The sequence below is a fragment of the Alteromonas sp. HB246098 genome, assembly GCF_054890645.1.
Window position 1 is genome coordinate 1 of record NZ_JBTZUG010000011.1, and the last position, 26,250, is coordinate 26,250.

Below are 26,250 nucleotides of genomic sequence, written 5' to 3' on the forward strand. Positions count from 1 at the left end.
CTCCATTCCGAACTCAGAAGTGAAACGTATTAGCGCCGATGGTAGTGTGGGGTTTCCCCATGTGAGAGTAGGACACTGCCAGGTCCCATTAAAAGAAACCCGCCTAACGGCGGGTTTTTTGCTTTCTGCACCATTATTTGTGTGTTGTCAGTATTTCTAGACATTCTTATTCGATAAAAGCCTTAATAGAATCGACTTACTTTTAGCAATGTGCAGGTTTTTTGGTAAACTCTTGCGAATAACATTTTAGTCGAAGTAAATAGGACGAACTAATGGCCGTATTCGGTACAGTATTCATGCCACAAATGGCGCTTGCTACCTTTGTCAACGATAAGTGGACTGACACCGAATTTGTCAGTGCAGACAGTATTTCACTTCATCCTGGTGCACATGTACTTCACTACTCAAGTACATGCTTTGAAGGTTTAAAAGCATTTAAACATGAAGATGGCAGCATCAATATATTTAGAATGGATAAAAACATTGAGCGCTTTGCTCAAAGTAGCCGCCTTTTAAATTTGCCTGAAATAGATAAAGCGCAAGTTGAAAAGATGATTATCGATATTGTTGCAAAGTATGCCTCTGAAGTTCCAGAGCCTCCTGGTTCTATGTACATTCGTCCTACTCACATTGGTACAGAAGCGTCTATTGGCAAAGCAGCAGCACCGTCAGCAGATTCGATGCTATACGTATTATTGTCTCCAGTGGGTGATTACTTTGCGGGCGGAGCAAAGCCGCTTCGCTTGTTACTAGACGAAACAGGGATGCGCTGTGCACCACATATGGGAATGGTAAAAAGTGGCGGTAATTATGCCAGTGCATTACCACCTATTCTCAAAGCCCGCGCAGAAGTTCAGGCTGATCAAATACTGTTTTGTCCTAATGGTGACGTTCAAGAAACCGGTGCAGCAAACTTCTTACTTATTGACGGTGACGAGATCATTACAAAAGGGTTGGACTCTAGCTTTTTGCACGGCGTAACCCGTGCAACCGTTCTTCAAATTGCTAAAGATCACGGCATGAAAGTAAGTGAGCGTGATATTACAGTTGAAGAGCTATTAGAACGCGCAGCAAAACCAAATACAGAAGCGGCGCTATCTGGTACAGCGGCTGTGCTTACGCCAGTGGGTACTTTTATTCATAACGACAAAGAGTATCAGGTTGGAAGCGGCGAAGCTGGCCCGGTCACTATGAAACTTAGACAGGCGTTAAATGATATCCAATGGGGTAAAGCCGAAGATACACATAACTGGCTAGTCAAAGTGCCAAACTAAACTAGTCATAGTTAGATACCCATAAAAAAGCCTGCTTCAGCAGGCTTTTTAGTATTTAAAAGGTTTACGCTTATTTCGCTTGGCCTTGTTTAGCAACTGCATCCATCATTGCTTTGATTGCATCAGCATCGCCAAGATACTCTTTAGAGATTGGTTTAAGGTTTTCATCTAGTTCGTATACTAGTGGCACACCTGTAGGGATGTTAAGACCTAATACTTCTTCGTCTGACATACCATCTAAATACTTAACAAGCGCGCGAAGGCTGTTGCCATGTGCCGCTATAATTACACGCTTACCAGCTTGGATGTCTGGACGAATAACATCATGCCAGTAAGGTAATACACGTTCGATAGTAAGCTTGAGGCTTTCACCACGTGGCAAAATATCAGCATCTACATTGTTATAACGTGGGTCGTGACCTGGGAAGTGTTCACTGTCGTCTTCGACTGCCGGAGGTGGAATATCGAAGCTACGACGCCAGATTTTCACTTGCTCTTCGCCGTGCTTAGCAGCAGTTTCCGCTTTGTCTAGACCGGTTAGAGCACCGTAGTGACGCTCGTTCAGACGCCAGTGACGCTCAACTGGAAGGTAGTGTTGACCCATTTCTTCAAGGGCAATATTAAGCGTTTTGATTGCGCGAAGGAGTACAGACGTATATGCCTGATCAAATGTAAATCCAGCATCTTTAAGAAGCTGGCCTGCGGTCTTTGCTTGTGCTACACCAGTGTCGGTCAAGTCAACGTCGTGCCAGCCCGTGAAACGGTTTTCCAAGTTCCACTGACTTTCTCCATGACGAATAAGTACCAATTTATACATAGTTGGGTTACCTGCGGCGTTAGAGTGAAATAGTCTGAGATAATTCCAGAAATTGGACGTTCAGACGTATATTTAAAAACTGCTGTTATCATCCTTGATTGGCGCTTAAAAATCCAGTTTAAGCGGGTATAAAATCGCAGGTAAGACGTGTCTTTGCCGTTCAGATAAGAGATTTATTAAATAAACCGTGTCAGGTCTGGATGGGCAACTTTTATCCACTCTTTCATTGATGGTTCTTCAATAAAGCTAAAATCTTCAAAATCAAACCCTGGCGCGACTGTGCAACCTACAAGTGAGTAGTCACCCATAGTTGCAGCTCCCTGAAAATTGCCCGCCTCAATCACTTCAACATAATCGTTGTTGCCACCACCTATACGGCGTTCCCATAACTGCTGTTTCTGAATTTGGAATAGCTGTAAAGGAGCACCTTCATAGTGATTCCATACCTCATCATGTAAAACGCGATGAAAGCGACTGACTTGGCCCTTAAGTAAAAGAAAATAGATATGGGTGAGTGCTGGACGGCTGGCACCATGGACATAGGATGTAGTCTTATTTTCTGAACGAAAAACTTGACGATAAAAACCTCCCTCGGGATGAGGTTCAAGGTTGTACTTCTTAATAAGCGGATGGGTCATGATAACTTCGTATTCTTGTTATTGCTTTTTTACTGGTGCTCGTCCTTCAATGACTTTCTGAGCATGTATTAAGGCATTAGGCGTTTAGCGTGGTAATAAGCATACCGCTTGCAAGATTATAAGAAAATAATAATGTTGCATATTTGTAAATGAATGAGGTATGTGACACTTCATTCGTAATAACTCTCTCCTTGTCAGCCTAGGCCAAAAGCTTCTACTCGTGCATAAAGGCCAATTATTCTAACTGGTTGCTTTTCGCCGATAGGAAACACTTTTTCTGCCTACCTCTTTAGAAGCATATGTTGAGACGAAAAGCGGCGATACGAATAACTAATAATAGGTGAACTTTTTTTCATGTTTATGCCGTACAAACTTGAAAATAACGCGACGGATTAAACACGTCGCTCGTTTCTTGCATTGGCAAAAATCGAAACGTAGACAATATTCATGAACAGGCAAAGAAGGATGAGAGCGTATGACATATAAGTCTTTTTCGCAGCTTGAAGTAAACGGCAAAAACTTCAAGGCGGTCAATTTTGACAGTATAGGTAATCAGTATGCGCTCGACCGGCTACCTTTTTGTATCAAAATTCTTCTCGAGAACCTAATCCGACATGAGGATGAAGAGTTCGTTTCTAGTAGTGACATTGAGCAAGTGGCTAAGTGGGACACTGACAACCACGCTGATCACGAAGTATCATTTGTTCCTGCGCGGGTTATTCTTCAAGACTTTACTGGCGTTCCTGCCATAGTCGATCTAGCTGCAATGCGAGATGCAGTTAATCGCTTAGGGGGCGATGCACAAGCAATTAACCCTTTAAACCCGGTAGAACTGGTCATTGACCACTCTGTAATGGTGGATCATTTCGCTGAAGAGAATGCATTAGAAAAGAATACCGATATAGAGATTGAGCGCAATAAAGAGCGTTATCAATTTCTAAAGTGGGGGCAGTCTAGCTTCGATAACTTTAAAGTTGTTCCTCCAGGTCGCGGTATTGTGCACCAAGTTAATTTAGAATATCTGGCCCGCTGTGCTTTTACCAAAGAGCAAGATGGTGAGACCTTGGTTTATCCAGACACCCTTGTAGGTACCGATTCTCACACTACAATGATTAATGGCCTTGGCGTACTTGGCTGGGGTGTGGGTGGTATTGAAGCGGAAGCGGCAATGCTAGGTCAACCCGTTACTATGTTACTGCCGAAAGTAGTAGGCTTTAGATTGTCAGGGAAATTACCTGCTGGCGTCACTGCTACTGACATGGTGCTTACCATCACACAGCAACTGCGTGAACACGGCGTTGTTGGCAAATTTGTCGAGTTTTACGGTCCAGGTCTTAAACACTTAACCACAGCAGATCGCGCAACAATTGCAAACATGGCACCAGAATATGGTGCAACGTGTGGTATCTTTCCAATAGACGATGTGGCGTTAGATTATTTGAGACTTACAGGTCGAGATGAAGACCAAATAGCACTTGTCGAACAGTACGCTAAATTCAGTCACCTATGGCATGACGACCATTCAAAAGATGCACAGTACCATGAAACACTTGAACTCGATTTGGGCGAAGTAGTGCCGTCACTTGCCGGGCCGAAACGCCCACAAGATCGCATTGCCCTAGACAAGGCAGCAGAAGCATTCAATGAATGGCATCGTTCGCAAATTGATGTGAAAGTGCTAGATGAAGAAACCGATTTAATTGCCGAGGCTGGGCTGGGTACCACTGATGATGTTGATGAAGACCATGACTCCTTTGTTGAGTTCAGAGGTAACAAGTTCAACTTAGAAGATGGCGCAATCGTGATTGCTGCCATTACAAGCTGTACCAATACATCAAACCCGTCAGTGCTCGTTGGCGCGGGCCTGCTGGCTAAGAAAGCTGCGGAAAAAGGCTTAACTCGTAAGCCTTGGGTTAAAACGTCATTAGCACCAGGCTCACAGGTTGTTACTCAGTATTTAGAAGATGCTGGTCTTATGGACCCGCTTGAATCACTTGGGTTTAACTTGGTGGGATATGGCTGTACAACCTGTATCGGCAACTCTGGTCCACTACCTGATGCCATTACTGATGCTATTAGAAAGGCGAAACTTACTGTTACTTCGGTGCTATCCGGTAATCGTAACTTTGAAGGTCGCATTCATCCTGATGTAGCGGCAAACTATCTTGCGTCACCGCCTTTAGTAGTCGCATATGCGCTAGCAGGGAACATGAATGTAGATATCACTACAGAGCCATTGGGTCAGGCAAGTGATGGTTCACCTGTTTACCTAAGAGACATCTGGCCTACTGAAGACGAAATTCAGCAATATATTGCTGAAAACGTAACGGGTGACCTATTTAAAGAAAAATATGCGGATGTGTTTAAAGGCGCAGGCGAATGGAATGAACTGGAAGTGAGTAAAACATCAGTTTATGACTGGCCAGAGTCGACTTACATTAAGCATCCACCTTTCTTTGAAGTGATGGGTAAAGAGCCGAAAGCCTTGACGGCAATCGAAAATGCGCGATGCCTAGTGAAAGTTGGTGACTCAATCACGACAGACCATATTTCACCTGCAGGGGCCATCGCAAATGATAGCCCAGCGGGAGAGTACCTGCAGGCACAAGGTGTTGAGCCAAAAGACTTCAACTCTTATGGCTCTCGTCGCGGTAACCATGAGGTGATGATGAGAGGAACGTTTGCGAACGTTCGTCTTCAAAACCAACTGGCGCCGGGTACACGAGGCAGTGCGACAACCCACTATCCGAGCGGCGACAGCATGTCTATCTTCCACGCTGCTATGCGTTATAAAGATGACGGTGTTCCAGCAGTTGTCATTGGTGGTAAGGAGTACGGCACTGGCTCAAGTCGAGACTGGGCAGCTAAAGGGCCTTCTCTTATGGGCGTGAAGGCTGTGCTAGCGGAAAGCTACGAGCGTATTCACCGCTCCAACTTAATAGGAATGGGTATTCTACCACTCCAATTTAAGTCAGGTGACAGCGCGAGCTCTTTGGAGCTTAAAGGTAACGAGTCGTTCTCTATCGATGCAGTTGAACGCGGGCAGACCGAGGTTGAAGTGAAAGCTGTATCAGACGAGGGGCAAACAACTACCTTTATGATGGACATCAGAATCGATACATCTAACGAGTTTACTTACTTCGAAAACGGAGGAATACTTCACTACGTTATTCGAGAGTATTTAAAACGATAAGCGTTTATAAGATTAAGGCTGCGGTTAGTTCGCAGCCTTTTTATTTATGGCACCCGGCAAGGGCATTTACTCTCCGCCAATAATTTGGACTTGTGCTATATCAGTATCGCCTTTTAATACTTTGAAAATAGCATCTTGCACAAGGGTTCGCATACCATCTTTGGCCGCTTGTGATTTCATTTCTGAAACGCTGGCTTCTTTATATACCATTGAGCGAAGCTCTGGTGTCATCCCCAGTAATTCGTGCACACCTGTTCTGCCTTTATAACCTGTGTTTCCACATTCTTCGCAACCTTTGGCTCTGTAGAGTTCAAGTGGGGCCTGAATGTTCAGTTCTGACAGGTGCTCTTTGCCATATTGGCGCTCAATAAACGCCATGTCTTTCTCGCCTGCTACATACTTCTCTTTACAGTTCCCACACAAGGTCCTTATAAGACGCTGGGCCAATATTCCCACGCATGCGTCTGAGAAGTTGACCGGATCAAGGCCTAAGTCAAGTAAACGGGTGATGGTCTCTGGCGCTGAGTTAGTATGCAGCGTTGAAAGTACTAAGTGACCAGTTAATGACGCTTCAATACCCGCGTGAGCGGTTTCCTTATCACGCATCTCACCAATAAGAATGATATCTGGGTCTGCCCGCAAGAATGCCCGAAGTGCTGCCGCAAAGTTAAAGCCAATTTTAGGGCTTACCTGAACCTGTTGCAGACCAGGTTGAGTAATTTCTACCGGGTCTTCAGCCGTCCAAATTTTCTTTTCAGGCGTATTCAAATATCCCAATATAGCGTGAAGCGTAGTGGTTTTACCGGAACCTGTAGGGCCTACAACAAGCAAGATGCCGTGAGGCTTTTTAATCATTTCTTCCAATCTTGTACGGTTGGTGGGGGCCAGGTTCATCTTGTCGATAGGCATCGCACCGCCTGATGCCAAAATACGCATTACTACACCTTCACCGGCGACGGTGGGAATAGTAGCCACACGCACTTCTACGAGTTTACCGTTCATTCTAAATGCGAGCTTGCCATCCTGCGGTACGCGCTTCTCTGCAATATTAAGATTCGACATTATCTTAATACGCGCAATCACCGCGTTATGATGCGAATGAGGTACCTGGTTCATATCGCGGCACACGCCATCCACGCGCATGCGAACACGAGTAGGCGCATTCTTTTCAGGGTCTATATGAATATCTGAGGCGTTTAAACGTTTAGCATCGTGCAGTATACGACTTACTAAGCGGACAACTGCTGGCGCATCGTCTGAAAGCTCATCAATCTGGTCTTCATTGTCGTCGCTGGATGAGCCAATTTCATCGAGGATGTCGCTCATTTCACCAGGGCCGCCGCCACCGCTATTCTCCCCTAAATACTGAAGAATAAGGTTAGGTAAACTTACCGCGATTTCGTAGCTATCTATGCCCATAGCGCTTTCAATTTCCATTAAGAGCGCGGCATTGTTTGGCTCAGCCATTAGCACAATGGGTTTATCGTGTGCATCGGCGATAACTGCAACATAGTTTCGCTTGAGGTAAGAAACGTTTAGACGACTTTCGTTTTCGAACCTGTGATATTTTTCCGGCAGGTAAGAAATGAACGGCACTTGATAGTGGATTGAAAGAGAGTTGCCAATTTCATCTTCCGATATGCGATGTTCAGAAATTAACCGTTGAACTAAGGCTCGTATATCTGGGGTTGTCGCTTGTATATCGGCGAGGGTGGCCTCTTCTAGCAAGCTTTTGTGTACTAACAGGTCAAACGGGTTATTGGTGCCGCCTAATTCAAATCTGAATTTATCACCAAGAATAAGCGCTAATGCATTCCCACGCTTGAGGTCCTCTTCGGTAAAACCGCCGCTTGCCTTATTGATGATCTGAATAACACCCATTAACACGCCAGCGTTCATTATTGGTACGCAAAGAATGTTTTGAGTTCTAAAGTCATTGTCTTTATCGAATTTATCGGCAAAGCGAAGTCGAGGGTGAATGCTTTGAAGTAGGGTAGGATTGTACGGGTCATCAATGACAACAGGCTTTTGTGAAAGCGCAACGTAGCCAGCAATAGACATGGGGCTAATCGGTACTTTTATCTCTAGGGTTTCTTTACCTGTTTTAAATCGGGCGACCAGGTCTTGGTGTTGACGACGGCGTTGAAAAATACTCATGCGTGTGGCGTCAAACAAGCCAAGTATCATAGGTTCTAATAGGCTGTAGGCATCTAACAACGTAGAGTGGTTATTTAAGATGCGTTTTATTTGTGCAAATGTTTGCTGGTTATTTACTACTTCCATATTCTCACTACTAATAATGTTGGCGCCTAGTCCTTTACGCTTTTGACGCTATAAGCATGTTTTACGCTAGGGTATCAAGATATACTGTTACCATAAAAGCAACAATACTACTTCTAGACAGTTACATACACTGTTTTAGCGTAAAAATATGTGTATAAAAAGCAAACTGCCTCTTGCATTGCCCTCTGCTTTCTGTATAATTCGCGCCCACTGCCCAATTAGGGTATGAAGTTTTTAGCCGCAACCTCACTGTTTTTAGGGTGGTTGCCGAAGTAACGGATTCATCATTACTGATTAGCCTGTTGCTGGCGTGCTAGAAAAAAGAACAGGGTTCCGATAGGGAACCATCGGTTTACGCACATCTTTTCTTTCCGGAATTAATGGAAGAGAAAAGGTGAATTTTTTTGTTCTTTCGATTGGAGCTTAATCGATGCCAAATCAAAGAATTCGCATTCGTTTGAAAGCGTTTGATCACAAGTTGATCGATCAGTCTACGGCTGAAATCGTTGAAACTGCGAAACGCACTGGTGCTCAGGTAAGTGGTCCTATTCCTCTACCTACTCGCAAAGAACGCTATACAGTTCTGATTTCTCCGCACGTTAACAAAGACGCGCGTGATCAATATGAAATCCGTACTCACAAGCGTTTGGTAGACATCATCGAGCCAACTGATAAAACAGTTGACGCGTTGATGCGTTTGGACTTGGCTGCTGGCGTTGATGTTCAAATCAGCCTGGGCTAATAAGAGAGGGTTATAACAATGGCGATTGGTCTAGTCGGTCGTAAAGTGGGTATGACTCGCATCTTCACTGAAGATGGTACGTCTATCCCTGTGACTGTTATTGAAGCGACCCCAAACCGCGTTACTCAGCTTCGTACTGAGGAAACTGACGGTTATCGCGCTCTTCAGGTTACTGCTGGAACTAAGAAAGCTAACCGCATCAACAAAGCTGAAGCAGGTCACTTTGCTAAAGCTGGTGTTGAAGCTGGACGCACTCTAGTAGAATTCCGCCTAGAAGAAAACGAAGGTGCCGATATTGAAGTAGGCAGTGAAATCACTGTTGAAATCTTTAACGACACTAAAAAGATTGATGTAACTGGTACATCAAAAGGTAAAGGTTTCCAAGGTGCAATCAAACGCTGGAACTTCAGTTCACAGCGTATGACACACGGTAACTCTTTGTCACACCGCGCACCTGGTTCAATTGGTCAAAACCAATCACCAGGTAAAGTATTCAAAGGCAAGAAAATGGCTGGTCAGCTTGGTAACAAGCAAGTGACTACTCAGTCTTTGGAAGTTGTACGTGTTGACGTAGAGAACGGCCTTATCCTAGTTAAAGGTGCCGTACCTGGCGCAACTGGCAACGATGTAATCGTAAAGCCAGCTGTTAAAGCGTAACGTCTGGGGAGTGAACTGATGGAATTAACATTGAAAGACGCGCAAAGCGCTCTTGAAGTATCCGAAGCGACCTTTGGACGTGAATTCAACGAAGCCCTGGTACACCAGGTAGTTGTAGCTTACGGTGCAGGCGCTCGTCAGGGTACAAAAGCGCAGAAAACTCGCGCTGAAGTTCGTGGTGGCGGTAAGAAGCCATGGCGTCAAAAAGGTACTGGCCGTGCACGTGCTGGTACAATCCGTAGCCCAATTTGGGTTGGCGGTGGCCGTGCTTTCGCAGCAAAGCCTCGTGACTTTGACCAAAAAGTTAACAAGAAAATGTATCGCGGTGCGCTTAAGAGCATCCTGTCTGAACTAATCCGTCAAGACCGTTTGGTTGTTGTAGAGAAGTTCGGTGTTGACGCACCTAAGACTAAAGCTCTTATTTCTGCACTTAACGAATATGAACTAAATGATGTTCTAATCGTTACTCCAGAAGTTGATGAGAACTTGTTCCTAGCGGCACGTAACTTGTACAAAGTTGACGTACGTGACGTAGCAGGCATCGACCCAGTGAGCTTGATTGCATTTGAAAAAGTGCTAATTACTGCTGATGCGGTTAAACAACTTGAGGAGGCGTTAGCATGAAAGAAGAACGTCTACTGAAGGTGCTAGTAGCACCTCACGTTTCAGAAAAGTCTACAATGGCTGCTGAAGCGAACAACACAGTTGTATTTAAAGTAGCTAAAGACGCGAACAAAGCTGAAATCAAAGCTGCAGTTGAAAAACTGTTTGAAGTTGAAGTTGAAGGTGTTCGTACTGTGAACGTTAAGGGTAAAACCAAGCGTCACGGCATGTCTTTCGGTAAGCGCAGCGACTGGAAAAAGGCCTACGTGGTTCTTAAAGAAGGTCAGGACATCGACTTTGTCGGTGGTGCTGAGTAAGAAGGGGATTAGAAATGCCATTATTGAAAGCTAAGCCAACTTCTGCCGGTCGTCGTCACGTTGTTCAGGTCGTAAATCCTGACCTGCACAAAGGTGCACCGTACGCACCTTTGCTTGAAAAGAACAGCAAATCTGGCGGTCGTAACAACAATGGTCGTATTACCACTCGTCACATTGGTGGTGGTCATAAGCAACACTACCGTGTAATCGACTTTAAACGCAACAAAGACGGCATTCCAGCCAAAGTTGAGCGTTTAGAATACGATCCAAACCGTTCTGCAAACATTGCACTAGTATTGTACGCAGACGGTGAACGTCGTTACATTCTGGCTCCAAAGGGTATGAAAGCAGGTGATGCAATCCAGTCTGGTTCGGGTGCTCCGATCAAGTCTGGTAACACGCTACCTATGCGTAACATCCCTGTAGGTACTGTTGTACACGCAATTGAAATGAAGCCTGGCAAGGGTGCACAAATCGCACGTTCTGCTGGTGCTTACGCTCAGATCCTAGCACGTGACGGAAACTACGTTACCCTACGTCTACGCTCTGGCGAAATGCGTAAAGTTCTTTCTGATTGCCGCGCCACCATTGGTGAAGTTGGTAATGCAGAACACATGCTTCGTTCACTAGGTAAAGCTGGTGCTACACGCTGGCGTGGTATTCGTCCTACCGTTCGTGGTGTTGCCATGAACCCGGTTGATCACCCACACGGTGGTGGTGAAGGTCGTACATCAGGCGGTCGTCACCCAGTAACTCCTTGGGGTGTTCCTACCAAAGGTAAGAAAACCCGAAGCAACAAGCGTACTGATAAGCTTATCGTACGTCGTCGAAACAAGTAATAGCGAGGATTCACCATGCCACGTTCTCTCAAGAAAGGTCCTTTTATTGACCTTCACTTGCTGAAGAAGGTAGAGGCTGCAGTGGAAAAGAACGAACGTAAACCAATCAAAACTTGGTCTCGTCGTTCTATGATCATCCCAGATATGATTGGGTTGACCATTGCGGTCCATAACGGTCGCCAACATGTACCTGTCATTATTAGTGACGAAATGGTCGGCCACAAGTTGGGCGAATTTGCGCCAACGCGTACTTACCGCGGCCATGTCGCGGATAAGAAAGCTAAACGTTAAGGGGTAGGAAGATGGAAGCATTAGCTAAACACCGTTTTGCCCGCACGTCGGCTCAAAAGGCACGCTTGGTTGCGGATCAAATTCGCGGTTTACACGTAGAGAAAGCTTTAGAAGTTCTTGCGTACAGCCCGAAGAAAAGCGCAGCGCTAGTAAAGAAAGTTTTGGAATCTGCGATTGCTAACGCAGAGCACAACGAAGGCGCGGACATCGACGAGCTAGTCGTTGCCAAGGTTTTCGTTGACGAAGGTCCAACTATGAAACGCATCAAGCCACGTGCTAAAGGCCGTGCTGATCGTATCTTTAAGCGCAGCAGTCACATCACTGTGGTTGTAGCGGATAACTAGGAGTAGATAATGGGACAGAAGGTACATCCTACAGGTATACGCCTGGGTATCAGCAAACCATGGACTTCTACCTGGTACGCTAATACTGCAGACTATGCAGACAACCTGTATAACGATCATCAGGTACGTCAGTATCTGACTAAACAACTTAAGAACGCTTCACTTTCTAAAATCGTGATCGAGCGTCCTGCTAAGAGCATCCGTGTGACTATTCACACTGCTCGTCCAGGCGTAGTAATCGGTAAGAAAGGTGAAGACGTAGAGAAGTTGCGTAACTACGTATCTAAGCTAGCCGGTGTGCCAGCTCAGATCAACATCGCTGAAGTACGTAAGCCAGAGCTAGATGGCCAGCTAGTAGCTGACAGCATCTCTAGCCAGCTAGAGCGTCGTGTTATGTTCCGTCGTGCTATGAAGCGCGCAGTTCAAAACGCAATGCGTCTAGGCGCGAAAGGTATTAAAGTTGAAGTTAGCGGCCGTTTGGGCGGTGCAGAAATTGCACGTTCTGAATGGTACCGTGAAGGTCGCGTTCCTCTGCACACATTCCGTGCGGACATCGATTACGCAACCTCTGAAGCGTCAACTACTTACGGTATCATCGGCGTTAAAGTATGGATCTTCAAAGGTGAAGTTCTAGGTGGTCTACCTACAACTCAAGAGCAAGCACCAGCTGCTCAACCTAAGAAGAAAGGCCGCAACGCTAAGCGAGAGGGCTAATCATGTTACAACCAAAACGCATGAAGTTCCGTAAGATGCACAAAGGCCGCAACCGCGGCTTCGCAGCGGGTAGCACTGTTGCCTTTGGTACTTACGGCCTTAAAGCAGTTGGCCGTGGTCGAATGACTGCGCGCCAAATCGAAGCAGCGCGTCGTGCTATGACTCGTCACGTTAAGCGTCAAGGTAAAATTTGGATTCGAGTTTTCCCTGACAAGCCAATTACTGAGAAGCCTCTTGAAGTGCGTCAAGGTAAAGGTAAAGGTAACGTTGAGTACTGGGTATGCCAAATTCAGCCTGGTCGTGTTCTTTACGAGATGGAAGGTGTTCCTGAAAATCTTGCACGCGAAGCGTTTGAATTGGCAGCGGCTAAACTGCCATTTAAAACAACCTTTGTAACTCGGACGGTGATGTAATGAAAGCGACTGAACTGAAAGACAAAAGCGTAGAAGAGCTGAACGCAGAGTTGATTAACCTGCTACGCGAACAGTTCAACCTACGCATGCAGCACACAACAGGTCAGCTTGAAAAAACTGATCAGTTGAGAAAAGTACGTCGTAACATCGCGCGTGTTAAAACCATTCTGACTCAAAAGGCTGATGCGTAATGACTGAGCAAAAAATTCGTACAGTACAAGGTCGTGTGGTTAGCAACAAGATGGATAAAACCATCACTGTTGTAGTTGAACGTTTTGTTAAGCACCCAATCTACGGGAAGTTCATCAAGCGCTCTACTAAGCTTCACGCCCACGACGAAAACAACGTGTGCAACCAAGGTGACGTAGTAACAGTACGTGAATGTCGCCCGCTATCTAAGAACAAATCTTGGATGCTAGTTGACGTTGTTGAAAAAGCTGGCGTTTAATCGCTAACTTTTTTCAAAGTCTTAAAAAAGCCGCTTTCGAGCGGCTTTTTTGTTTTCTTTGACCCATCCTAAATAACGTTGACACTTTTCAAACTTAATTTGGAGAGTGTAATGAAATCAAATAGCAAAAGAACGCAACGCGATTATTCCCTCGCTTTTAAACTGGCCGTTGTAGACCAAGTTGAAAAAGGCGAATTCACATATAAACAAGCACAAGACCACTACGGAATTCAGGGGTGTTCAACGGTTTTAGTTTGGCTTCGTAAGCATGGTCGTCTAAATTGGACGGATGGTACACCTAAGCTTCTTAAACGAGGTAACTGCGTGGATAAGTCCAAAATAGAGCTCACTCCAGAACAGCGTATTAAAGCTCTGGAGAAAGAGCTTGCTGATACGAAAATGAAAGCTGATTTCTTTGAAGCCGTCGTGAATGTTCTTGAAACTGACCTGTCCTAAAAAGCGTTCGCGCTTTGTTTTACTCACGCTTTCACAATCTGTTTGTAAAGTGCAGCGTACTCTCTTGCCATATTCTCTATGCTAAAGTGTGTTTTCACATGCCGGTGAAGTGCTTTACCTAATGCTATCTTTTCCTCGGGTTTTGCTATCAATAAGCTTACTGCTTGCACCAGCCCACTAATATCCCCAGGGCTCACCATTAAACCCGTTTCCTTATGCTTTATAATTTCTGGAATTCCGCCAACGGGGGTTGATATAACGGCACGTTTGCTTATCCCTGCTTGTAAAAGTATGACGCCAAGCCCTTCAGCGTAAGCGGGATGAACCAGCACGTCTATATTAGGCAAAATGCTCGCAACGTCGTTAGTAAACCCGCACAGCTTTACATTACTGTGCAACTTATACCTGTCGATTAACGACTTATAGTGTTCTTCTTGGGAGCCCTTACCAAAAAGAAGGCAAGTTAGGTTATTAAATTGCGTTGTTAGCTCTCGCATAGCGAGTATTAAATCGGCTTGCCCTTTGCGGGGGATATATTGTGCAAAATTAGCGATAACGAAGTGGTGCTGTGGAATAGTAAACTTATTTCTGAACCACTGCTGGTCAGCAGGCTGTCCGTATTCTTCCTCATCAACGGCAGAGTGAATAATTCCTTGGTATTTCACTTTATCGCAATGCTTAGAGACTACATTATGGACACCCTCCGATATGCTTATTACCGCTTCGTACTCTCGATATTTAAAGCGGGCCAATTTACCTTCAGTATTATCAACACGTCGGGTACATACTGCCGGTATTCCCGTGAATTTTGCTACCAGTGCGCCCCAGACATCAGCGCCACGTCTACTGTGTACATGAATTACGTCGGGCCTAATGCGCTTTACAACGTCAAGTAAACGCTTAAAGCCTATTAGGTCGGTATCGCCTTTGTAGTTAATAGAGAAAGTTTTACAGCGGTCAAAACTGTAATGACTGATTTCGCTGTTAGCAGCACAAACAAGCTGTTGGGTAAACCCACTGTCTTTATCTAGCGCATCTATAAGATAAGTTACTTGCTTCGCACCACCGTATAAATGCCTTCCCAATTCGATATGCAAAACGTCAATGTCGAAAGAATGCTTGTTGCTCATACTAGTGGCTTATGTATGTTTTAAGCTGATTAAAGACTTGTTCAGGTGTAACTAGCGTCATGCAGTCAAAGCGCCCATTGCACGTGGGTTTTCGTTTACATGGGGCGCAAGGCATATCTTTAAACAGTACATGGGTATATGCATTGTCGGTTATGGTGTAGGGTCTTGTTGAACCAAAAATGGCAACAGTAGGTTTTTTATAAATTGTAGCTAAATGGGTAAGACCCGTATCTACACCAACAAACGCATGGCAAAGTGACAGCACGCTCACGGACTCCTCTAAGCTAATTTTTCCTGCGAGCGAAATTACGCCGTTACATTCAAAGGTTAAGGCTTCGGCTTTTGCTGCATCACCAGGACCTCCTAAAATGGCTATAGGTAAACTAGAGTGATTACGTACCCTGTGAATTAAATTTTGCCAGTGTTCAGAAGGCCAATGCTTTTGAGGGCGAGTGGTAAAGGGCGCGATGGCTATAAAGGGTTCTGTTAAGCCTAAGTGACTAGTTTTCGATATCGCTGACTGCATGGCAGCGCTACTTGATCTGATGCACATTTCATAGCCTTGGCTATTATTGTTTTCAGCGCTACAAAGTGAATATAGTGTTTTAGCGAGGTGTCGATATTCGCTGCTAATCTGTTGTGATATTGGCTTATCTAGCGCGAGAGTAAGTAATCTTTGGCTATTTTCTTTGCTTTTAAAACCTATGCGCTGTGATGCACCACTGACGTAAGCGAAAAAGGCGCTTTTCAACAATCCTTGTGCTTCAATTGCTACTTTGAAGTTCTTTTCTCTGAGCTGTTTTCTGAACGCTTTTATAGTTTTAAAAAGCGCCCAGTACTTTTTAGCCTTTAATAGCGCTCGCCATTCGTTTTTAGGCCACGCAATAACGTGGTCTACATAGGGCTGACTTTTAACTAGCGCGACATAGGGAGCTTCTACTAGCCAAGTTAATTCAACAGGCTCTCCGTATTGGGAATAACTTTGCTTTATGCTAGACGGTAGGCCAGAAGCCATTACAATATCGCCAATTGCGCTAAGCCTGATAAAAAGAATTTGTTGTACGTTTTTAGGCATTAGAATAGGCTTTCAAAATTCACGTGAAGCTAACTAGCTAGCAATATCATCACAGTTTGACGACACTTTAATGACGCACATTGTATTAACGATTATGCATGCGTTTATGTTTACCATTAAGGACAATTTATGTTTGCTGCCGAGCGTAACGGCTACAAACCCACACTTATTGAAGATATATGCCGATGGGGATATTCGCTGATATTAGTGTTCATTATTCCCTTCGCCTTTTTACAGTTAATGCTAAGAGGTACCACCAGAAACAAAGACTATAACCGGAGAAGGTTTGAACGCTTTGGGTTCGTCGCACATGCACCTAAAAAAGACGGATACTTATTTCACTGTGTTTCAGTGGGTGAGGTGGTTGCGGCTTCTTGTTTAATTAAACGTATCATGGCGGATGAGCCCGATTGCCAGATTACGGTGACCACCACTACGCCTACGGGCTCTGCGCGGGTGCGCGCAATCTTCGGTGACAGCGTGCATCACTTTTACTTACCTTACGATCTGCATATGGCTATGGCAGGAATGCTTAAAAGAATTCAGCCCAAAGCTGTGCTAATCACCGAGGTAGAGTTATGGCCTAACCTTATCCACGCATGCTGGAAACGGGATATACCTGTAATGGTCGTCAACGCCCGTATGACCGATAGGTCTGCCAGACGTTATAAAAAGATTGGTAAGTTGTTTAACCCTATGCTCGCTAAGCTTTACCATATTTGTGCCCAAGGGCAGCGCGACTACAAAAATTATGCATGGCTTGGGGTGCCCGATAAAAAGCTTACGCTTACTAACAACATCAAGTTCGACCAGGTAGCTTCTGCTACCGCGCCGGACCATCCTTTTTTAGGTTTGAATCGAGCAGATTACCCCATACTTGTAGCGGGGAGTACCCATGACCTTGAAGAAGAAGCGGTACTTCAAGCAGCAAAAGAGTTGTGGCAACAAAGCCCTTCCTTCAAAGTAATTATTGTTCCACGTCACCCTGAGCGTTTCGATACGGTAGCTAAGCTTATTGAAGCTAAATCGCTACCCTTTGTTCGAAGTTCTCAGGTGCAATCCGTACCAGAAGATACCAATGTGGTGTTACTCGATGAGATGGGCAAATTAAATGATGCCTATGCGGTGGCTTCTTTCGCCTTTGTTGGTGGCTCCATAGCTGATAGAGGGGGTCACAATGCCCTAGAGCCTGCAAGCTTTTCTATTCCGATAATAATGGGCCCTCACACTTATAATAATCCGGTTATCTGCAGTTACTTAGAAGAGTGTGGCGCGCTGATAAAAGTAGAGAGTGGGGAAGCAATGTCGGCGATTGTGAATAGATGGCTTCTAAAACCCAATGAGCGAGAAAAGGCAGGACAAGCTGGCCGTAAAGTATTAGAAGAAAATAGTGGTGCTCTTGAAGCTACTGTTCAGTGCATACGAAAATACGTTAACTAATTGTTTTATGGTTAAAAAGTGGGCCCCTTAATAGTGCGCACTGTGCACTTTAATGGGGTTTTTTATGATGTGCCTGTTAAAGCCAGGGTGTGCAAAACAATGTAAGTTATTGTAAATAATGGGATTTGTTTATTTGGTCTACTCTTTGCTATAAAGGCTACGACAGCGTATCGGCAGTAAAATCCAAATAAAAACGCACCTTTAAAAAGGGCACTGTGTTACGTGTTCTCCAGGGAGAGACCTCCTGCCGAAAGGCAGGAGGTTTTCTTATTTTTACTCTTCTATTTTTTGTTCAAGCTCTGGCTCAATCAAGCTGATAATACGCCAGCCAGCTTTAGGCTGAATGCTGTTTCCGTTAATAAAGGTGAAGCTTTTACCTTCGGCATTAATGGCAATAAGCGGCGTAGCCCGTTCACCATACTGCTTCGTATACTGCTCAAAGGTAAACTCTTCTGAAAGCCGGGTCGTTTTAACCGCAGATTCACGGGCAATGGCTGACGCTAAATAGCCATAGGTAACACCCTCATCAAATAACGTAAGCTTTTTAGCATACTGCTCGCTAACTTGGTGACTAGGTCGCGTAGACTGTTCATTATTGGTTAGCGCCCACACTTTGTCTTTACCCATAGTGTACTCAAAGTGATAAGCAATAAGTGGGTTCAATTGTTTGTAAGGCGACATTATCAATACAGTGCCAAAGGTGTTTAAATCGAGATGTCGAGCAGCATGATCGGACATAGGATTACCGAAATACACCGGAATATCCATCATGCGCGCCTCTCTAATCGCATCCCAGTTAGTATCTGCAATAGTCACGTCCAACTTTTGATTCAACATTTCACACGCAAGGGCGCGATTGAATTTGCTACCTCCAAAAATAAGGTAGCCAGTAGGCGCCGGCGCTCTAACCTTAAGAAGAGATGCAACACTGCGAGAGGTAAGACTTTGCACTACAACCGTCGCGATAATCACCATAAAGACGATAGGAACGATAATACCCGCTCCTTCATAACCGATTTCTTCAAGCTTAAGAGAGAAAAGGGCTGAGACTGCTGCAGCAACGATACCACGCGGAGCAATCCAACTTAGCAACGCTAATTCATTTAGCTTAAGTCCAGTACCAATGGACGATGCTAATACTGACAGGGGGCGGGCTATAAACATAATAGCGGCTAGCACCACAATCGATCCCCATCCTACATCGATGACAGACTGTAAGTTCAGTCGCGTAGCAAGCAGTATGAATAAACCTGAAATAAGTAAAACGCTTAGGGTTTCTTTAAATTCGAGGATGTCTTCTACATCAACATCTTTCATGTTGGCCAACACCATACCAGAGATGGTCACCGCCAAAAGGCCCGATTCATGCGCTACGTAGTTTGATGCTGCAAATACACCTAAAATAACGGTTAACACAGCGGTATTAAGCAGATAGTGGGGGATCCATTCCTTACGAATAGATAGGCCCAGTAAATAGCCTGAGGCAAGCCCCAATACGGAGCCTATACCAACGGTTTTTCCAAAGGCAATGAGTGTATGTGTAATAGCTGTTTCTTGTGACGCTACGATGAATTCGAATACCAGTACCGCTAACAAGGCTCCAATGGGATCGATAACTATACCTTCCCAACGTAAGATATTGGCTAGGTTGGTTTTAGGTCGTACAGTCCTTAACATGGGAACAATAACGGTAGGTCCAGTTACAGTAACAATTGCACCGAACAAAAAGGACAACTGCCATGAAAGGTCTAGGCTATAGTGTGCGGCTGTCGCCGCAACCACCCAAGTGACTAAGACACCGATAGAGCACAGGTTCCTCACCATATTGCCATGGCCTGCAATATCACTAAACTTTAGCGTCAGTGAGCCCTCGAACAAGATAATGGCAACAGAGAGAGAAACGACGGGAAACAATAAATCGCCGAATAAGTCGTCCGCATTAAGTACACCGAATACCGGGCCGACAACAATACCGACTATTAAGAGCGGCAAAATTGCAGGAAGCCTTACCTTATAAGCTAAGTATTGGCATGTAATTGACAGCAGTCCTACTGCAACGAGTGAGAGAAGCGGGTCTGACAAAGTGAATCCTTATCGCGTTATTATTTATTCATCCTATATCAGCCTAAATATTTGTCATATAGAGACTTTAGGCCAAGCATTAGCCCATAGCGATATACGCTTGGGTTTGAAGTTTAGACCAATAGACCATTTTTAGCGCGCTAAATACATATTAGATGTTTAAAAGCTTTGGTATTATTACAAGAGATTACCGGTCTTTTAGGAACGACTTTTTTGAACTCTCTTTTTAAACTTGCACTTTTGACGTCAGCGCTTTTACTAGCGTCTGCATGCGCGAATCAATATCCTACCTCGGGCGCTTCGTTTAACGTTAAGAGTGTTGTGGAATTGCCTGAAGAGCTTTCGGAAACGTCGGGTTTGTTTTGTGAAATTGATAGTATGTATTCGCTTAATGACTCAGGCAACGCACCGGTAATTTACCGTATTAATTACCAAGGTGAGATAACCGAGCGGACGCGTTTACCACTGACTAATAGAGACTGGGAAGCAATAACCGCTGATGACACGTCGTTTTACATTGCAGATGTTGGAAACAATAAAGGAAAAAGAGAGAAGGTTGAAGTTCACAAAGTAAATCGCCGCAACACAAACGAAATAACTACCTTCACGCTAAAATATGCAGGCAATAATGCTTCGAGCAATATTCCTTACGCACACGATTTCGATTCAGAAGCGATGGTCAAGTACGGTAATGAACTGCTTCTGTTCTCAAAAAGCTGGAGAACGGGCATTACTCATGTTTACAAGGTCAACGAAGGGGAAACAGAGCAAACCATCAGCCCCTTTGCATCGATTGAAGGCCTACCAGGTGTAGTAACTGGCGTTGATTTCGACCATCATCAAGGCATGTTCGTTATCACAGGGTATAAATCAGATCCCTTTGGCAATTTCGCAACGTTTATCGCTCAAATTTCACAAGACTATACGCTTTTTGATATATGGCCGTTAGAGCGATATAAGCAAGTTGAAGGTGTATGCGTAGATAACAAGGGCACCTATTGGTTTAGTGAAGAAGCAACGGAAGGGCGCAAGGCGTCATTGTCTAGCGCTCAAATAACAAAAAAATAAGCAAAATTCGGTCGTTACGCTTGTTAACAACTGTGAGCAAGCGCGCTTTCATCACTCGTCACAATTCTATTTAAGTTATCTTTTAGCTGTTGTTAGTAAAATGGCTAATACCCAATTACCCTCTTTCCTGCCTATACTAAAACTGTGTTTACGTTTGTTTTAATAAACCACATTTTAAGAGGGGCGAAGATGAGACGTTTCGTACATGCTATTTTGGCAATGTGCACTTGCTCATGTTTAATGATGGCAGGTGCTGCTAATGCTTCCGTGGTTGAAAAAGCGCAACAATGGCTAAACAAGTATTCAGACAGCGATGATATCTTCTCTTTAACTCTCACCAAAAACAAAATTAAATTCAAAGGCTGTAAACAGAAGCAGTACCAATTAGCATTCAGCCAAAAAATAGCGCCAATGTTTAACATTGAAGCCATTGTGCACTACAACAAAGGGCTTCTTGACTACGGTGTTTTATCTCAGCGCGTGAAAAGCCACGAGTTCGAAGTAGTCAGCTGGTGGGATAGAGGAGATTACCGCTTAGGGTTGAGCCATAAAGTGCGCCCTCGTCATGAAATGCGTATCCCGGTTGCTGATACGATAAGACTACCAACTAGCACAACGGCTGGCCTATACGTTGAAGTTCCGTTTAACGAAGATAGGCACCTACTTACTGTAGGCGCCATGAGAGAATCGTGGGAAAGTGGTGGTGCCTCACTTCAACTACCGTGGCGCTCAAGCCGTGATAATCAAGTAAAAGTGCAATACGCCATTACCTTCTAAATAATGGCGAACAAGGTTTTTTACCAACTGTTTGGCGTATAGCACTATAAGCTTCTTACAACTTAAATCTGCTCACTTCTAGCGAAAGTTCCTGCGCCAGCTCGTCAAGTTTGTCACTTACATTCACCAATATTTGCGTTGCATTTAAGGTTTCTTCACTAGATGCACTAATATCGTTGATGTTTCGGTTTATATCTTCAACCACAGTCGCTTGTTCTTCGGTTGCAGTGGCAACTTGCGTATTCACATCATTGATATGAGCAATCTCTTCGGCGATATCTTGAAGCAACTTGTCAATCTCAGTGGTTGCGGTTACAACATCAGTGGTGCGCGTACGGCTTGACTCCATTTGCGAAACCGCAGATTTAGAATCTTGCTGGAACTTGTCAATTTTAACCTGTATTTCATCAGTCGCTTGGGCGGCACGTTGCGCCAAAGTTCGAACCTCATCGGCAACAACCGAGAAGCCTCGTCCGTGATCGCCAGCCCGCGCTGCTTCAATTGCAGCATTAAGCGCAAGTAGGTTAGTTTGCTCCGAAATACCTCTTATCGTATCAAGGATACCGCCAATGGCTGCAGTGTGTTCATCTAGCGACTGAATAACTCGTGATACATCTTGAATTTGCTCTGACAGGCCGTTTATCGCATGCACTGCACGCTGAGTAATTTCGCGACCGTGAGCCGAGTTTGTGGTTGCTAAATTCGCATTTTGCGCGGCATGAGTAGCTGACTGTGCCACTTCATTTACTGTACTGCCCATCTGCGTTAATGCCGCAGCTGCTTGCAACGTCTGATCCCGTTGGTTTTTAGTAGAGTTTTCAGTTTGATGAGATTGCTTTGCTACATCCTGAGCCGATGCTTTTAATGCATGGCTTGTTTTAGCCACTTGAGAGATAGTGCCGTGAAGGTGGTCGATAAAGTTATTAAACCCTTCTACTAAGCGGGCAATTTCTTTTTGTTCAGGCATAGGAATTCGAGAACGTAAATCGCCTTGCCCTCTGCCGAGCTGTTGGAAAACATCAGCGAGTGATTCAAGTGGTTTGGTAAGGGTTCCAGCTAGCCATATACCGATGAATGCAAAAGCACCGGCTATGATCAACGCCCATATAATGATTTGGCGGCTACCAGCATCTAACGATGCATAAAGTTCGTGCTCGGGTACTTGCGCTACTACGTACCAACCCGCCTTTTCCACATAGGTACTGGCAAATAACTGAGTATCGCCTGCTGAGTCGCTGGTGGCCATAGCGAAACCCTGACGATTAAGCAGTTGTGCTGCTGTGTTCGAATCACTTATTGTCGCTAATTTGGCTTTGCCCAGTAACTCAGTATTGGGGTGTGCGATAATAGTACCGCTACCGTCTACAAGAAAGACAAATCCGGTTTGTGCAATTTTAACGGCATTGATAATACCTAATAACTCATCTACCGATTTAGCGACACCCGACATACCTCTGCCGTTTACTTGCTGATAATTCGCAAACAGGCGGTAACCCTGTCCGGGTTCGTTGTACAAACTCAGCGAGATGGGTTCGCCACTATTTTTGTAAGCGAAAAACCACCCGTCGAACTCATCGTTCTTAAGTACACGCAAAAAGCCATCTTGGTTCCAATATTTGTAGGTGTTTCTGTCTACAAACGAGGCTACCGTTAAATCGTTAAATTCAACTATATTATTTAGATAGCCCAGTAAACGCCGTTCGCCAGCGCTATCGGCGCCGGCTGATGACCAAGCGAGAATATCGGGGTTAGAGGCAATGCTGTGCGCCACAGTCAGCATTACACTGGCCTCTCTGTCTACGCGGTTGCCAACCTGTTTCAGTAAAGAAGGGAGCTGTAGTTCTTCCATGTTCTCTTTAACGAGATCACGGGCAATCCATTGGCTAATTGAACCTACAAGAATAGCTGCGGCAAGTACTGCCACAATAAGAGAGATAATGAGTTTTTGTTTAATACTGAAAGTCATGACTTTCGACCACGTAAGTTAATGCTGAAAATTTATAGATTAAAGGTGACGTGGCATTGCAGGCACAGCAACGTCTGATACTGAATCCTAGGCGGGCCAGTACTACTTTATGATTCTTACGCTCGTGCTTTTATTATTTTTTAAAGCGCAGAGAAGTTATCGACCTATTGTTTGTAAAGTTTATACTTTTTGCTAATAAATAGGTAAAAACGATTGTGAAGCATAATTGACCAACAGGTCAACAAAAAATATTAGACTTTATCTATGTGGACTGGTAGTAAAGATAAACGAAAAAGCCCTCGGGCTACTCATAGAACCGAGGGCTAGTTTAAGCAATGCTTATTAGAGCATCAGCTAACGCTTACTCTTTCGTTTCCTTAGGAATAGGGAAACCGCGGTCGCGCATTAGTGCGTCTACTTTGGCATCACGGCCACGGAATTTGCGATACGCTTCAGCTGGATCCATTGCGTTACGCACAGCAAATAGGTATTTCACTAAGCGGTCGCCCACTTCTTTATCGTAGAAACCACCCGGTGCTTCCATAAAGGCTTCTGCAGCATCAGCAGTTAGCACTTCTGCCCACATGTAACCATAATAGGCCGCCGCATAACCTTCGCCTGAGAATACGTGGCCGAAATGAGGTGAGCGGTGACGCATCACAATTTCTTCCGGCATGTCCAGCTTCTTAAGCTCTTCGCGCTCAAAAGTATCAGGGTCAATCTTGCTAGGGTCGGTAGTGTGGTACTTCAGATCCATAATGGCAGAAGCCATGTACTCGGTAGTTTTAAAGCCTTCGTTGAAGGTTGAAGCCTTTTTAATTTTTTCTACCAGCTCAGCAGGAATAGGCTCACCTGTTTCGTGGTGAACCAAGTAGTTGTTGATGACCTCATCAGTAGTTAACCAGCGCTCTAATAACTGAGACTGGAACTCAGTGTAATCGCGCACGCCAGAATGCGACGACGGGTATTCAACGTCAGACGCTAAGAAGTGAAGTGCATGGCCAAATTCGTGGAAGTAGGTTTCAGCATCGTCCCACGAAATAAGCGTGGCTTCGCCTTCAGCGCCTTTTACGAAGTTCGAGTTGTTAGAAGACAATACGGTCTTCTTACCATCGAACGTGGTGTAAGAGCGATATGTAGTTGCCCAAGCGCCAGAGCGCTTACCCTGACGTGAGAACGGGTCAAGATACCAAAGACCAATGTGTTCACCGCTGTCTTTGTCGGTTACTTCCCATACTTTCACGTCTTCGTGGAAAACCGGCACTTTGCCTTCTTCAACAGGCGTGAAATTGAAGTTGAACAAGCGACCAGCCACGTAGAACATCGCTTCGCGAAGCTTATCAAGCTGTAAGTACTGCTTTACTTCGTTTGAGTCTAGGTCGTATTTCGCTTGGCGTACTTTCTCTGCATAGAAGCGGTAGTCCCAAGGTGCAATAGTAATGTCTGCACCTTCTTCATCTGCAATGGCTTGCATGTCGGCCACTTCTTCTTCAACGCGAGCAATAGCGGCAGGCCATACTTTCATCATAAGGTCCATGGCATTTTCTGGGTTCTTTGCCATGCGATCTTCTAAGCGCCACTGAGCGTAATTTTCGTAACCTAATAGCTCAACGCGCTCGTCACGAAGAGTTAAGATACGTTTAATAATGTCGTTGTTATCAAACTTGTCAGCATTATCACCGCGGTTGTAGTAAGTACGCCATACTTTCTCGCGAAGCTCTCGATTGGTGGAGTATGTTAAGAACGGGTCCATTGACGAACGCGTATTGGTAATTGCATATTTACCTTCTTCGCCGCGAGACTCGGCTGCCGCTTTTGCTGCCTTAACAAATGAGGCTGGCAAACCGTCAAGCTGGTCTTCAGTAATATAGGTAACGTAGTTTTCTTCGTCTGCTAGTACATTGTTAGAAAAGTTAGTGTGTAGCGTAGCAAGCTCTTGGTTAATTTCAGCATAGCGCTTCTTCGCTTCGCCATCTAAGGTCGCACCATTGCGTGCGAAGCTATTGTAGGTCATCCATGTTATACGCTGTTCTTCTGGCGTAAGTGAATCTAACTCGTCAGATTCATATACCGTTTTAACTCTTTCAAAAAGCTTTTCGTTTTGCGTAATTTGCGTGAAGAAAGCTGATAGCTTAGGCGACATCTCTGCCTGAATTTCGCGGAATTCTGGGCTCGACTTGTTTGAACTCCAAATGCCGTAGTAAGTGAATACGCGACCAAGCTCAGCACCTGCTCGCTCCATTTCTACAATAACGTTTTCAAACGTTGGTGGCGCTTCGTTGTTCGCGATGGCTTCAATTTCTTTAAGATTCAATTCCATAGCTTTTTCCAGCGCAGGCTTTAAATCTTCCAAATTCATCTTATCAAACGCAGGTACACCGCCATAGGGGCCTTTAAACTCTTGAAGCAGCACGTTATCAAACTGTGCTTGTTGAGATGCCGTTGTATTTTGCACTTCTGTGCTAGACGTTTCTGGTGCCTTTTGCTGTGAACATGCACCAAGTGCAACCACAACCGCTATAGCGGTAAGTGATGTTTTAAATTTACCCATGAGTTTTCCTGTCTGTTTTTATCTATAGGTTTTTTGACAAAAACCATCTTAAGATAATGTAAAAATAAGTTAAATGCTCTTTAACGTAATTCCTTGCAGTACAGCGGTTTGGAGGGGAAATCGTACTGGTAT

General features: G+C 44.7%; 24 protein-coding genes, 1 rRNA gene and 1 pseudogene. 18 read left to right on the top strand and 8 right to left on the bottom strand.

What is annotated here, in order from left to right; all coding sequences use genetic code 11:
• Together rrf and ACYTPF_RS18140 are read left to right on the top strand one after the other, a co-directional pair.
• Nucleotides 1-84, top strand: a 5S ribosomal RNA gene (gene rrf / locus ACYTPF_RS18135); the annotation flags it as partial.
• Nucleotides 85-272: 188 nt separating this feature from the next.
• Nucleotides 273-1,274, top strand: a complete 1,002-nt coding sequence (locus tag ACYTPF_RS18140) for a branched-chain amino acid aminotransferase (RefSeq protein ID WP_461853190.1) — start codon at nt 273-275, stop codon at nt 1,272-1,274.
• A 70-nt stretch (nt 1,275-1,344) separates the two neighbouring features.
• On the opposite strand, the gene gpmA is transcribed toward ACYTPF_RS18140, so the two are convergent.
• Both gpmA and ACYTPF_RS18150 read right to left on the bottom strand, forming a co-directional pair.
• Nucleotides 1,345-2,091, bottom strand: a complete 747-nt coding sequence (gpmA, locus tag ACYTPF_RS18145; RefSeq protein WP_012516952.1) for a 2,3-diphosphoglycerate-dependent phosphoglycerate mutase — start codon at nt 2,089-2,091, stop codon at nt 1,345-1,347.
• A 176-nt stretch (nt 2,092-2,267) separates the two neighbouring features.
• Nucleotides 2,268-2,729 (bottom strand): cupin domain-containing protein, encoded by a 462-nt coding sequence (locus ACYTPF_RS18150; RefSeq protein WP_461853191.1) that lies wholly within the window; start codon nt 2,727-2,729, stop codon nt 2,268-2,270.
• Nucleotides 2,730-3,204: 475 nt separating this feature from the next.
• Between ACYTPF_RS18150 and acnA the strand changes: the two genes are divergently transcribed.
• A complete protein-coding gene (acnA, locus tag ACYTPF_RS18155; RefSeq protein WP_461853192.1) occupies nt 3,205-5,922 on the top strand; it encodes an aconitate hydratase AcnA in 2,718 nt (905 codons plus the stop codon).
• Nucleotides 5,923-5,988: 66 nt separating this feature from the next.
• On the opposite strand, the gene ACYTPF_RS18160 is transcribed toward acnA, so the two are convergent.
• Entirely contained in the window at nt 5,989-8,205 is a 2,217-nt protein-coding gene (locus ACYTPF_RS18160; protein ID WP_179982114.1) for a GspE/PulE family protein, read from the bottom strand.
• A 430-nt stretch (nt 8,206-8,635) separates the two neighbouring features.
• On the opposite strand from ACYTPF_RS18160, the gene rpsJ reads away from it, so the two are divergent.
• From rpsJ to ACYTPF_RS18220, 12 genes and pseudogenes are all read left to right on the top strand, one after another.
• Nucleotides 8,636-8,947 carry a 30S ribosomal protein S10 gene (gene rpsJ / locus ACYTPF_RS18165; RefSeq protein WP_010179497.1) on the top strand — a complete coding sequence of 104 codons (312 nt, stop codon included), beginning with the start codon at nt 8,636-8,638 and terminating at the stop codon, nt 8,945-8,947.
• Nucleotides 8,948-8,965: 18 nt separating this feature from the next.
• Nucleotides 8,966-9,604, top strand: coding sequence for a 50S ribosomal protein L3 (gene rplC, locus ACYTPF_RS18170; RefSeq protein ID WP_014947975.1), 639 nt, complete (start codon nt 8,966-8,968; stop codon nt 9,602-9,604).
• An 18-nt stretch (nt 9,605-9,622) separates the two neighbouring features.
• Complete coding sequence (gene rplD / locus ACYTPF_RS18175) at nt 9,623-10,228, top strand: 50S ribosomal protein L4 (protein WP_118490523.1); 606 nt, start codon at nt 9,623-9,625, stop codon at nt 10,226-10,228.
• Complete coding sequence (rplW, locus tag ACYTPF_RS18180; RefSeq protein ID WP_012516959.1) at nt 10,225-10,524, top strand: 50S ribosomal protein L23; 300 nt, start codon at nt 10,225-10,227, stop codon at nt 10,522-10,524. Before rplD ends, rplW begins: the two co-directional genes overlap by 4 nt.
• A gap of 14 nt (nt 10,525-10,538) precedes the next feature.
• Nucleotides 10,539-11,363, top strand: a complete 825-nt coding sequence (rplB, locus tag ACYTPF_RS18185) for a 50S ribosomal protein L2 (RefSeq protein ID WP_012516960.1) — start codon at nt 10,539-10,541, stop codon at nt 11,361-11,363.
• A gap of 15 nt (nt 11,364-11,378) precedes the next feature.
• Entirely contained in the window at nt 11,379-11,654 is a 276-nt protein-coding gene (rpsS, locus tag ACYTPF_RS18190) for a 30S ribosomal protein S19 (RefSeq protein ID WP_012516961.1), read from the top strand.
• 11 nt (nt 11,655-11,665) lie between these two features.
• A complete protein-coding gene (rplV, locus tag ACYTPF_RS18195; RefSeq protein WP_012516962.1) occupies nt 11,666-11,998 on the top strand; it encodes a 50S ribosomal protein L22 in 333 nt (110 codons plus the stop codon).
• Nucleotides 11,999-12,007: 9 nt separating this feature from the next.
• Nucleotides 12,008-12,712 (top strand): 30S ribosomal protein S3, encoded by a 705-nt coding sequence (gene rpsC / locus ACYTPF_RS18200; protein ID WP_014947978.1) that lies wholly within the window; start codon nt 12,008-12,010, stop codon nt 12,710-12,712.
• 2 nt (nt 12,713-12,714) lie between these two features.
• Nucleotides 12,715-13,125: a 50S ribosomal protein L16 gene (rplP, locus tag ACYTPF_RS18205; protein ID WP_012516964.1), complete on the top strand. Its 411-nt coding sequence runs from the start codon at nt 12,715-12,717 to the stop codon at nt 13,123-13,125.
• The gene (gene rpmC / locus ACYTPF_RS18210; RefSeq protein WP_012516965.1) at nt 13,125-13,316 is read left to right on the top strand and encodes a 50S ribosomal protein L29; all 192 of its coding nucleotides are present in this window, start codon (nt 13,125-13,127) and stop codon (nt 13,314-13,316) included. The genes rplP and rpmC overlap by 1 nt, the downstream gene beginning before the upstream one ends.
• Nucleotides 13,316-13,573: a 30S ribosomal protein S17 gene (rpsQ, locus tag ACYTPF_RS18215; RefSeq protein WP_012516966.1), complete on the top strand. Its 258-nt coding sequence runs from the start codon at nt 13,316-13,318 to the stop codon at nt 13,571-13,573. Before rpmC ends, rpsQ begins: the two co-directional genes overlap by 1 nt.
• A 111-nt stretch (nt 13,574-13,684) precedes the next feature.
• Nucleotides 13,685-14,020, top strand: a pseudogene (locus tag ACYTPF_RS18220) (IS3 family transposase); the annotation flags it as partial.
• A gap of 32 nt (nt 14,021-14,052) precedes the next feature.
• Here ACYTPF_RS18220 and ACYTPF_RS18225 read toward each other — a convergent pair.
• On the bottom strand, nt 14,053-15,159 hold the full coding sequence (locus tag ACYTPF_RS18225; protein ID WP_461853193.1) for a glycosyltransferase family 4 protein: 1,107 nt from the start codon (nt 15,157-15,159) through the stop codon (nt 14,053-14,055).
• Nucleotide 15,160: 1 nt separating this feature from the next.
• Complete coding sequence (locus ACYTPF_RS18230) at nt 15,161-16,234, bottom strand: glycosyltransferase family 9 protein (RefSeq protein ID WP_461853194.1); 1,074 nt, start codon at nt 16,232-16,234, stop codon at nt 15,161-15,163.
• A 129-nt stretch (nt 16,235-16,363) separates the two neighbouring features.
• Between ACYTPF_RS18230 and ACYTPF_RS18235 the strand changes: the two genes are divergently transcribed.
• Nucleotides 16,364-17,674: a 3-deoxy-D-manno-octulosonic acid transferase gene (locus ACYTPF_RS18235; RefSeq protein ID WP_461853195.1), complete on the top strand. Its 1,311-nt coding sequence runs from the start codon at nt 16,364-16,366 to the stop codon at nt 17,672-17,674.
• Between the two features lie 273 nt (nt 17,675-17,947).
• Here ACYTPF_RS18235 and ACYTPF_RS18240 read toward each other — a convergent pair whose 3' ends face one another.
• Complete coding sequence (locus tag ACYTPF_RS18240; protein ID WP_461853196.1) at nt 17,948-19,756, bottom strand: cation:proton antiporter; 1,809 nt, start codon at nt 19,754-19,756, stop codon at nt 17,948-17,950.
• 213 nt (nt 19,757-19,969) lie between these two features.
• On the opposite strand from ACYTPF_RS18240, the gene ACYTPF_RS18245 reads away from it, so the two are divergent.
• The gene (locus tag ACYTPF_RS18245) at nt 19,970-20,824 is read left to right on the top strand and encodes a hypothetical protein (protein ID WP_461853197.1); all 855 of its coding nucleotides are present in this window, start codon (nt 19,970-19,972) and stop codon (nt 20,822-20,824) included.
• Between the two features lie 189 nt (nt 20,825-21,013).
• Complete coding sequence (locus ACYTPF_RS18250) at nt 21,014-21,601, top strand: hypothetical protein (RefSeq protein WP_179982121.1); 588 nt, start codon at nt 21,014-21,016, stop codon at nt 21,599-21,601.
• Between the two features lie 55 nt (nt 21,602-21,656).
• On the opposite strand, the gene ACYTPF_RS18255 is transcribed toward ACYTPF_RS18250, so the two are convergent.
• Both ACYTPF_RS18255 and ACYTPF_RS18260 read right to left on the bottom strand, forming a co-directional pair.
• The gene (locus tag ACYTPF_RS18255; protein ID WP_461853198.1) at nt 21,657-23,567 is read right to left on the bottom strand and encodes a methyl-accepting chemotaxis protein; all 1,911 of its coding nucleotides are present in this window, start codon (nt 23,565-23,567) and stop codon (nt 21,657-21,659) included.
• Between the two features lie 361 nt (nt 23,568-23,928).
• A complete protein-coding gene (locus ACYTPF_RS18260) occupies nt 23,929-26,118 on the bottom strand; it encodes a M3 family metallopeptidase (protein WP_461853199.1) in 2,190 nt (729 codons plus the stop codon).
• Nucleotides 26,119-26,250: the final 132 nt, after the last annotated feature.